Source organism: Zooshikella ganghwensis DSM 15267, assembly GCF_000428585.1.
Taxonomy (GTDB): Bacteria; Pseudomonadota; Gammaproteobacteria; order Pseudomonadales; family Zooshikellaceae; genus Zooshikella; species Zooshikella ganghwensis.
Genome location: NZ_AUAF01000395.1, coordinates 1 through 1,220, shown reverse-complemented (window position 1 = coordinate 1,220; position 1,220 = coordinate 1). Strand labels below are relative to the sequence as shown.

2 protein-coding genes are annotated in these 1,220 nt (G+C 39.5%); both read right to left on the bottom strand.

The window, feature by feature from the left end; translation table 11 throughout:
• Positions 1–93: 93 nt before the first annotated feature.
• Positions 94–483 (bottom strand): hypothetical protein, encoded by a 390-nt coding sequence (locus tag F607_RS0127295; protein ID WP_027710501.1) that lies wholly within the window; start codon positions 481–483, stop codon positions 94–96.
• Between the two features lie 49 nt (positions 484–532).
• Positions 533–1,018 carry a hypothetical protein gene (locus F607_RS0127290; protein ID WP_157365638.1) on the bottom strand — a complete coding sequence of 162 codons (486 nt, stop codon included), beginning with the start codon at positions 1,016–1,018 and terminating at the stop codon, positions 533–535.
• Positions 1,019–1,220: the final 202 nt, after the last annotated feature.

Here is a 1,220-nt window from a genome sequence, read left to right as displayed (position 1 = left end):
TTATCCTAACGGATAAATTAAATGAACCGCCCTGTGCGGACCCGCATGCAGGGTGGTGTGGGGAGAGCTGGGTAGATACCAGCTCTTACCCGATTATACCTTTGCACGCTCTAAATCCTTATTGAAGTACCGATAGCCAGACTCTACACCACCACACTCAATCACATAATATGGCTCATGTTTCATGTAGTGCCAAAACACTCGCAAAACCTTACCATTCATGTTTTTTCGTACCACGAACACTTCATCACCGTAAAAGAAATTTGGTGCCTCTACTTCTTCAATCACTGCATCTTTTACTCTGAAACATATTTCATTTGTGGCCAGAATATTGTAGGCACCATCAAAACCGCAATGCTCAAAACATTTCAATTGCCACCCACTTGGAAATGCATGCTCTATCTTTTGCAAATCATCAGGGTGAATGCTGCTTTTTGCATCTTCGTGAGCAAGAAGTAATGAGCTATAGCAATATTTCTTCATTCTATACCTGAGGTATAACGCCGCAATAACCCGCAGTAGCTGTCGGTGTTCATTGCTTTGTTATGCCTTGTTTGACGATGAATTCAACCTGAAAGGATACATTACTCACCCTAACCTTTGGAAAATTCAATTTTTGTAAAGCATCATAGAACTTCTGTAGGTATTCCTGCGACAAGTCTCCTTGAAAAGACATTTGGTACTCTGCTACAGCACCGGGATTAAGGGAAGCCTGAAGTAGCACAATGCCGCTAGACTCGATGCCTTTTATCGTAATGTTCGCTTGTTCCTCGATAGCCTTGATGTATCCTGCTAACTGATCTACGGTTAAATTCCTATCGATTTCGTCTTCAGTGGTGAGCAACCTAATACCTGAATTCATTACCCTCTTTTCGGTTTTTTTGTGAGGATTCTTTGGGTGATATGTTTTCCATTCTTCCGTTACATAAGTTTTACCATCTACTGGATTTTTATATTCTTCGCCAGCACTCACTTCACTTATAACCATAGATAAAATTAGACCAATTAATAATCTCAATTTCACGATACCTTTGGAGGCATAACTATTAATGAACGTCACTCTGACGCAATACATTACGTCGCATTGACGTATAACACTCTAATTAATTTTAACTGGTTCTCACTATTTGAGCCAGATTCACATCATGAATTTTAACTTATCTAATTGATAATAAAGGGTATTTTGTTTTTTTGAAGGGGTGTTATACGTCAGAGTGACG